The following is an 8,548-nucleotide window of genomic DNA, read 5'->3' as shown; positions in this document are numbered from 1 at the left end:
TGATTGTGAATAGCTGATAACTTGCAAATTTTTCCCAATTTGCTCAAGGCATCCTGCTATAAACCCAACTGTTTGCCTCAGGCCTATTCTAAATAAACAAGTTATTATGTGCACCAAAATTACAACTTTATCGCTATAAATATTGTTGCCACCTGGTATTTTTGGACCATTCTCGTACCACTTTTCTATGGCTTCGTTGATATAATGAAAAATATTTCCTCTTTTTTCTAGAAATTTGTTATATTCGCTATGGTTACTGACCCTCATTTTTTGTGGCATATTTTTTCTTTCAAGGTTAAATGGCTATTTTATAATGAATTTTGTCAGTAGCCACCAGATTTTTTCAGTTGCTATGCAACAAAGCCATTCCAGTGTCAAGCACTGGGATCTGGTAGACAATGTTCATACAGCAGCTACTCGGATGACACCTTGTGCTTGCTGGCTATAATTGCTAAGGATTTTTATTTAATTTAACTGCATCTTTTGCCTTATCCAATAACCCATTAATAAAACCAATTTCGCTTGGTTTATCAAGTAAATCAGATGCAATGTTAGTATATTCATTAATGACAACTGGAACTGGCGTATCACAATTAGCTAACTCACATATTGCAACACGCAAAATAGATAAGCTTATAAGATTTAACCGTGAAAGGGACCAACTTGGGTGTAAATAAGACTCTATTATTTTATCATATTCTTCACTGCTTTTTATAACCTTATATAACAAGTTTTCTAAGAACTGATGTTCAAATTCTTCACATTCAAATATATCTTTCAACTTATTTATGTAGTCCTTAAGCTCACAATTTTCCAGTTTAAAAGTGCTTTTGTTGTAACCTACGAAAATATTTGAATAAGCAATTTGTACAGCAAGAAATCTTGCCGTGCTTCTTTTTATGCGCCACTTTTTATCTACTGGTTTTTCCTCCATTATTTTAATTTATTGTGTAAATCTATCATACGCAAAACAGTTGAGGCTGCATGGCCACCAACGTTCTTTTTGTTTTTATCAGCTCTAACTAGTGCTTTATCTTTGCTGTCAGCGGTAATTACACCCATACCAAGGGGTATTGCATAATGCATAACAACCTCATTTAAGCCTTCAATTACTCCTTTACAAACATATTGATAATGATCGGTTTCACCGCGAATTACGCACCCAAGAGCTAAATAACCATCATAATTAGTATGCCCACTCTTGACTGCAAAAAGAATTGTAGCTGGTATCTCAAATGTACCAGGAACCTCAACTACATCGTAACTGGCATTACTGCCTTTTAATTTATCAATTGCACCTTCAAGCAAAAGGTTCGCTATTTCAGTGTAATAAATCGAATTAACTATTAGTATTCTCGACATTTACTACCACTTTTTTTGTTAAAAACAACTTTATTAATGACTGTTGAATTAGAGTTATAATATTACTAAATATCCAATATATTACCAGGCCGGCAGGAAAAGAAGAAAAAATAAAGACAGAAATGTAAGGTAAAAACTTCATAACATTTACTTGAATATCATCTTTACTGGTTTGATCTTTCTCACTTAGCTTCTGCTGAATTATCATGGTGGCACCGAAAATTATAGGTAAAATGCCTATAGAAATAGGAAAGTTATAATTAAACAACCCAAATAATGTAAAGATGTTCGTTGGGTCAGGAGCTGAAAGATCCTTAATCCATAAAAAAAAAGGAGCATGCCTCATCTCTATAGTAACAAATAATACTTTATATAGAGCAAAAAATACCGGTATTTGTATTAGCATGGGAAAAATGCTCGACATTGGATTTACGTTGTTTCTCTTAAACAATGCAATTGTCTCTTTATGCTGCTTTAAGCTGTCATTTTTATACAACTCTTTTATACGAGTTAATTCAGGCTGCAGGCTTTTTACCNNNNACATCGAAATATATGATCTATTAAATAAGGAAAGCATCAAAAGTTTGATTACTAAAGTCAGCAATAATATTGCTAAGCCAAAATTTTTTAAAACGAAGTTAAAATATTCAAGCAGTAAAAACACTGGTTTAGTTATAAAGTAAAGAACACCAAAATCTACAGCTTTATCAAACAGGGGTATATTGAGAGTGTCCTTATAAGAATCCAGTAAATTCAACTTTTTTGCTCCAGCAAAAAAATAATTCACATTAGAAACGCTTGCACCAGGAAGTATGCTCTTGTAAGGTTTGACAAAATCTACTTGGAATTTATCAGTATTATTAACGTTTGTGTGTTTAATGCTTACATTTATTTTATCAGATTTTTCAGGTATGATGGCTGTGAGCCAGTATTTATCAGCAAAACCAAACCAATTTTTTTCACTCGTGCTTGCTTTTATTAAATGTTTTTTGGAAATATCCTTATATGTCCACTCCTCTAGTTTATTATCAAATGCACCCAGTACTCCTTCATGGGATATCCAATAAGATTCGTTGATATTGTCACGTTTACGGTTAATTTTACCATAAGGAACCAAAACTACATTATCCTTTGTATTATTTTCAACAACTTGCTCAACTTTAAACATGTAATTATCGTCGAGGTTAATTTTCATTCTAAATAAAATGCCATTCTCATTGTCCCAAGATAAATTGACCTCTTTTTGATTAAGTTTATCTGCTCGCCAGACTGCTTTAGAATCTGGAACTTTAATCTTGTTACTCGGATCGAGCCACCCAAATTCTGCAAAATATACATCTTTTGATTCTGCAGGTGACAGTAACACCACTTGTGGAGAAGAAGAACTCGGTTCTAAGTGGTAATTAGTTAAAATTAAGTCATCAAACCTTGCACCTTTCAGAGAAATTGATCCTTTAATCATGTTATTGGTTAAACTAACCCTCTGTTCTCGAGTAGAATTAATAATTTCAGAACGATTTTGGTATATTATAGGAGCAAGGTCGTTAAAAGATTCGATATGTTCAATATTTTCAATCAATGGCTGGTTTTGGTTTGTACTAAAAAAATTATCATAAATAATACGCCAAGACACCATGATTAACATGGAAAGGATAGCTGCCAAAATTAAACTTTTTGCTTCTGACATGAAATTAAATCAAACATATCTTCTTAAAGTGTATACTAAATATTGTACTAAAACAATGAAATTTACTTATTTTTAATAATAACTTTTAACGCTGATCTTTAAAATTTATTTTAATAGCTTCAAATTTTAACAATATGAACGCGGTGAAAAATCTAGTTATTTGGTTGCTAATAATAGCCACTACTGCAATGCTTATTGATTCACAAAGGGACAAACTAAGCGACAGATTTCTCAGTACTTTTTTACCATATAAAGGAAGAATTCAAAATAGCGGTCAGAATAGTGGAAGTATTGAATTTACGAAGTCATATGATGGACACTTTTATATTCAGGCTCAAGTCAATGATCGCAATATAACGTTTTTGCTTGATACTGGAGCAACCGATATTGTTCTATCACAAAAAGACGCATTACATGTTGGTATTAACTTACAAAATGTTCAGGATTTTAAAATATATGAAACTGCGAAAGGTCAAATAAAAGCTGGAGTGGTTCAAATACCTCAAGTTAAAATAGGAAATTTTTTGATTAATGATGTACAGGCAAGCGTTAACACTCATTCTATGTCTCATTCACTACTTGGAATGAGCTTTTTAAGGTATTTTCATTTCACTATAAGAGATAATAAGTTGATATTATACCGCGACTAAACACTTCTACAATCTACTTATCAAAGCTCTGTAGGTCAATATAGGAGCAGAAATAAATATTGCAGAACAAGTGCCAATCAAAATACCAAAAAAAATGATCAAGCTGAAGTCTCTCACTGCATCTGTGCAGATTAATACCAAAGGAAGAGCAGCAAGAAGGGTTGTACCAGAAGTTAATATAGTGCGAAATAATGTAGCGTTGATACTTGCATCTACTACCTCACTCATCCGCCCACTTTTACCACTCCTGCGATACTCTCGAATCCGATCATATATAATTACTGAGTTATTGATTGAATAACCAATGACAGTAAGGAGAGCTGCAACTGATGAAATATTAAACTCAATGCCAGTTAGGCTAATAAAACCAACAGTTAAAATCACGTCATGAATCAGTGCTGTTATTCCACTGAATCCACATTGCCAATTAAATCTAAACCAAACGTAAAAAAATATTCCAACAATCGCGATCAACATGGATAACATTCCTTCAAATATTTGTGTTGAGCTTATTTGTGGGCCAACATAGTCTATTTTACGATAGCTTATTGAGCTCCCCAGCTTTTCTTCTAGTATGCTTTTTATCTTTTTGATTTTATCTTCATCTCCTTCATCTTTAAAACGCATGACTAAATTATCACCCGCTTTTGAACTCTGCACTGTAAAACCATTTTCTTTTAATGCATCGAGAATAGAGTGATTCTCATCTGAAGATTTTATCTCTATCAAAATTCCGCCTGCAAAGTCTATGCCTAAGTTCACTCCACGCAGCACAACAGTGAATATTGAAAAGATGATAAGAATAATGCTAATTAATGCAGTCAAATCCCTATATTTACTAAACTTGATATCGAGGTTGTCTGGAATGAGTCTAAGTGCCATGCTATTTACTTAAACTTGAATTTTATATACTTTTCAAAAAATTCACTAGTTTATTCTGTGATTGTTTGATTATGTCAATTTTTCCATCAGTTAATTCTTGTCTGTCAATTAAGTTCTATCTAGCTTGCATACTACCATTTTGAAGTACATTACAAAAGCGAAATACTGCCAATTTGGCCCATCATTTTATCTCTGCAAGCTTATCCCCCCCTTGCTATGTTAGCAACGCAACCTAAGCTAGGTTCCTTCATAGCAGTGTTAGGTACACTGCCATATCTTTCAAAACTTTCATGCTCTATAGCTTCCTCAACACTTTTTCCTCCTAAAAGACAGTTTTCCCCTAAACTTTTTCCCCTATTTTTTAACTCATTAAGCCTTGCTCTGTTTTCCCCATCAATCTCCACTTTTATTTTATTGCTGCCTTTCTCACTAGGACTTAGATAAATACTTATCTCTCCTACCTCAGTAGTAAAAGGTCTGGTAGAGACTCATGACCTTGAAACCAGCGATTTGGTCTCATAACCATAGTCTCCCCAAAAGAACCGTGCTTGCGGATTTCCCGCACACGGCTCCACAATACAGCGTTCACACTAGTGCTCCTGTGTATAAAGAAACATATGATTTCTGCAACTTCAACAATACTATCTTGCGAGTACTCTATACAAAAATATCTATTATCCTTGTCTACTCCTAATACATTTTGAGTCTGCTTGCTTTTGTTTACAATACTTTCATATGCTAAACCTTTTAGCTTGCTTTCAATTTCCTTACATTTCTCAGAAAGACCATCATCAAATCCATTACAAGTAACTATCTGCTCAAACTCATTCCCATCGAAAAAATTATGGCGTTTTACTTTCCCACCTTCTAACAATAAATTACTAACAATGCTTTTGATAATGTCCTCTTCGGACACTTCATTTTTTTTGTTACAGTTTTGATCTTCACTTTCTTTGTTACAGTTTTGACCTTTACTTTCTTTGTTACAGTTTTTATCTTTACTTTGACAGGGAAAGTTATCAAATACAAAAGTGTTACTTCTGTTACTTATATGACTACCACTAGTAAGATCTTTTATTTCTTCAAATACTGTATTTGTTACAGTTTTGTTACAACAACTACATTTTAAATTTAACATTACTTCTTTTTCTAAGTATTTAGCTACTATACACTTAATACTTTCTGGAGTTTTTTTATATCTTTTTGTTCATTTTGTTCTGTTATACCTCTCACCTCCCCACAGCATTTATCAATCAGATCCTGTTTACTTTGAGTTAACGACATTTTTAGTTTCATAAAAAGTGAGTCTTTTAGAAAAGGATTATCATCTTCTAGGTCCCGATCATTTTCTGAATCCAAATCATCTGTTAACTCCATTGAATCAAGATTACCTGAACTATAGTACGAACCCTTTTTTGAGTCCGAACTATCTTCTGAGTTCCCATCACTATCTGACCAATTGTCAACTTTCGGAAATTCTGAGCTTTTCTGTTCACCTTCAAAAGTCTGATTACTACCACCAGCGCCCTTTGTCAAATTTTCTTTATTTTCACAAGAACCACCTAAAGAATAGCCTTGACCCTCTTCTTGATCTGAAGCACTTAATTTACTATAAGTTGCTTGACTATAACCATTGAAGTTATAACCTAAACCATTACTACCATGCTGTAAAGGATCGCTTTCAAAAGTTTGTGGATTATCACTTTCACCTAACAAACCACCATTTGTTGGATTACATACATTTTCTGTATATTTTTGATTATTTTGTGCTTCTATTTTCCTCTTCCTGTACAACGGTTCAAACTGATCAATTTCAATCGATCGTACTCGTTTCCTTGAAGGAAAGTCCTCTGGAATCTGATCCTCATCGTCAGAATTGTGACCTGAATCACAAATTACATGATCATTGCAGGTAGAATTATGCTCTTGACTAATCAAGGAAAGCTGAATTAGATTGCTAAAAACAATATTATCTAGCTGTACTGAATCAGTACTTTCAAAAATTTGTGGATTATTACTCACGTCTGGCAAATCACCTGATAAACCAGTCTGATGATTATTTTCACCTACCCCACCATCAGTTGGTGTTGGAATGCATATTCCTGTATATCTTTGGCTATCAAGAGAATCATTAGTTAATTGTACTGCTGTATAAGTTGTCCGGTCATCCTCATCATCGGAACTAATACCTGAATCATGGCCATCACCTTCTTCAATCTTTTGAGTTTCTATATCGTGTTCATTTATTTCGCTCGACGAATCATAGTTGGAAGGGTTATACTGTTGATTAGGACGTTTAAAAATTTGACGCCAATCGCTGTAAGGCTCCTTAAAATCGAAAGGAGTGCGTATAACTTTTTCCTTGCCTGATACCCCACCATTCATATTGTATAACCATTACTCACTAATCCCTTAGTGAATATCGTAATATATAGGTCTGTCAATAAAAAAATATAACTTTCTTTGGTTCTAACCTTTGCAAATCAGTATCTATAGCTCGGTAATTTCTCATACGTTGCACTCTGGACCTAGGAGCGTTGTTAATAAATCCACGACAGCTAGACAATCCTTGCTCGTCCACTAAAAGGAAAAGCAGCAAGGAGCGAACCAAAAGCGATAAGAAAGGATCCAAGCCAGATTATAGACATTCCAGATTTATAGTGCACTTTGGCTGCGATTTTGCTCTTACTCTTATCAATCTCTCCAATTACAACATAAATATCAGAAAGCAAATTGTGGTAGATACTGCTTTCAACATTTTTCTGACCTTCCGCAAGGTAAAATCTATATTCAGGAGTTACTTCACCTAATATCTTATTATTCAGCAAATTCCTGATATCCATTGTACCCCTCACTGCATGGAAATTTTTTTCTTTTATTAGCTCAATATTGCGTAAAGTAACTTTAAATTTATTGACTGTTATGCTATCCCCTATTTTTAAGTAATTTTCTTTTTTCTCCTGCCAACCAACTGAATAAGCTATACCAAGCACTAGAATTGCCACTCCAGCATGAGCAAGCATCATTGCATAGTAGGACTTAGAAACTCTTCTTGCTAATAAAATTGATTCACCAAATGCTACCTTAAATAAACGAATTCTTTTACTGTATGCTTCTAAAACAAAGATTAATAATGCTATGGAGATAGTAATTGATAGCACAATTATTAGCTCCATGTGAAAGATAAACGGCAAAATAGCTGCAGCACTGCAGAATGAAAATCTATATTCACGGAATATTGGCAATAGACTATTTCCCTGCCAACTGCAGTATTGCCCGATCATGGTGAGCACTAGAATAGCTAGTGCAATAGAGTTAAATAAAGAATTGTAATATGGTGCTCCAACTGAAATTAATTCACCGGTTAAATACTCAAGCACTGTAGGGTATAAAGTGCCAACGAACACGATGAAAAAGGCAGTGATGAATAATAAATTGTTCATCAGTATCATCGTAAAGCGTGAAAAGAATCTTCTACCCTCTGTCACTTGAGTAGCAAGTTTCTTTCTGGATTCCAGTGTCAAGCATTGGAATGACATCGCAGGCGTGTGATTTTTTCTCGTAAATACTACAAATATTACTAAGCTACTGACTGTAATTACACCAAGTAGAGCTAATATATATAGTCCATATCTTGGGTCATCTGCAAACGTGTGCACTGAGGTAAGTATTCCTGAGCGGACTAGAAATGTTCCAGTCACACTCAATATAAAAGTTGTAAGCGTAAGTAAAATAGCAAAGTTCCTTAAAACATTGAAATTCCGTACCACGAGCAACAAATGTGTCAGCGCTACTGCAATTAGCCACGGCATCAAAGAAACGTTTTCCACTGGATCCCAAAACCAAAATCCACCCCACCCAAGTTCGCGATATGCCCACCAGCTACCCAAGCTGATGCCCAAAGTGAGCAGCGACCAAGAAATAAGTACCCAAGGCCTGACAATTTTACCCAAAACATTTCCTTCAG

General features: G+C 34.2%; 8 protein-coding genes and 1 pseudogene (1 of these 9 cut by a window edge). 1 reads left to right on the top strand and 8 read right to left on the bottom strand.

Going from position 1 to position 8,548, the window contains the following annotated elements; all coding sequences use genetic code 11:
- The 4 genes from WG67_RS01055 to yidC all read right to left on the bottom strand — a co-directional run.
- Window positions 1–279 (bottom strand): transposase (locus WG67_RS01055; protein ID WP_179945726.1); only part of this gene is annotated, 279 nt, incomplete at its 3' end.
- Window positions 280–451: 172 nt separating this feature from the next.
- Window positions 452–934 carry a transcription antitermination factor NusB gene (gene nusB, locus WG67_RS01050; RefSeq protein ID WP_007549265.1) on the bottom strand — a complete coding sequence of 161 codons (483 nt, stop codon included), beginning with the start codon at window positions 932–934 and terminating at the stop codon, window positions 452–454.
- Entirely contained in the window at window positions 934–1,362 is a 429-nt protein-coding gene (locus WG67_RS01045; protein WP_006279647.1) for a 6,7-dimethyl-8-ribityllumazine synthase, read from the bottom strand. The genes nusB and WG67_RS01045 overlap by 1 nt, the downstream gene beginning before the upstream one ends.
- The gene (gene yidC / locus WG67_RS01040; protein ID WP_070356770.1) at window positions 1,340–3,049 is read right to left on the bottom strand and encodes a membrane protein insertase YidC; all 1,710 of its coding nucleotides are present in this window, start codon (window positions 3,047–3,049) and stop codon (window positions 1,340–1,342) included. Before yidC ends, WG67_RS01045 begins: the two co-directional genes overlap by 23 nt.
- 134 nt (window positions 3,050–3,183) lie before the next feature.
- Here yidC and WG67_RS01035 point away from each other — a divergent pair, with 134 nt between their 5' ends.
- Entirely contained in the window at window positions 3,184–3,699 is a 516-nt protein-coding gene (locus WG67_RS01035) for a TIGR02281 family clan AA aspartic protease (protein ID WP_006279648.1), read from the top strand.
- A 6-nt stretch (window positions 3,700–3,705) separates the two neighbouring features.
- Here the strand turns inward: WG67_RS01035 and secF are convergent, their stop codons facing one another.
- The 4 genes and pseudogenes from secF to WG67_RS01010 form a co-directional block, all read right to left on the bottom strand.
- Window positions 3,706–4,581 carry a protein translocase subunit SecF gene (secF, locus tag WG67_RS01030; protein WP_010082185.1) on the bottom strand — a complete coding sequence of 292 codons (876 nt, stop codon included), beginning with the start codon at window positions 4,579–4,581 and terminating at the stop codon, window positions 3,706–3,708.
- Between the two features lie 200 nt (window positions 4,582–4,781).
- Window positions 4,782–4,985 carry a hypothetical protein gene (locus WG67_RS01025; RefSeq protein ID WP_070356769.1) on the bottom strand — a complete coding sequence of 68 codons (204 nt, stop codon included), beginning with the start codon at window positions 4,983–4,985 and terminating at the stop codon, window positions 4,782–4,784.
- A 212-nt stretch (window positions 4,986–5,197) separates the two neighbouring features.
- Window positions 5,198–6,966, bottom strand: a pseudogene (locus WG67_RS01015) (hypothetical protein); the annotation flags it as partial.
- A gap of 173 nt (window positions 6,967–7,139) precedes the next feature.
- Window positions 7,140–8,548 carry the 3' portion of a cytochrome c-type biogenesis CcmF C-terminal domain-containing protein gene (locus WG67_RS01010; RefSeq protein ID WP_458694995.1) on the bottom strand. The gene runs 661 nt beyond the window's last position, so 1,409 of the gene's 2,070 nt are visible here — the last part of the coding sequence; its start codon lies beyond the right edge, outside the window; the stop codon is at window positions 7,140–7,142.

Source organism: Wolbachia endosymbiont of Drosophila incompta (assembly GCF_001758565.1).
GTDB classification, from domain to species: domain Bacteria; phylum Pseudomonadota; class Alphaproteobacteria; order Rickettsiales; family Anaplasmataceae; genus Wolbachia; species Wolbachia pipientis.
The sequence above is the reverse complement of the archived record's forward strand: the minus strand, read 5'-3'. Positions and strand labels throughout refer to the sequence as shown.

Bases quoted from the DNA above. Each gene is read 5' to 3' on its own strand.
- nusB (WP_007549265.1), bottom strand. From the start codon at position 934: ATGGAGGAAAAACCAGTAGATAAAAAGTGGCGCATAAAAAGAAGCACG.
- WG67_RS01045 (WP_006279647.1), bottom strand. From the start codon at position 1,362: ATGTCGAGAATACTAATAGTTAATTCGATTTATTACACTGAAATAGCG.
- WG67_RS01035 (WP_006279648.1), top strand. From the start codon at position 3,184: ATGAACGCGGTGAAAAATCTAGTTATTTGGTTGCTAATAATAGCCACT.
- secF (WP_010082185.1), bottom strand. From the start codon at position 4,581: ATGGCACTTAGACTCATTCCAGACAACCTCGATATCAAGTTTAGTAAA.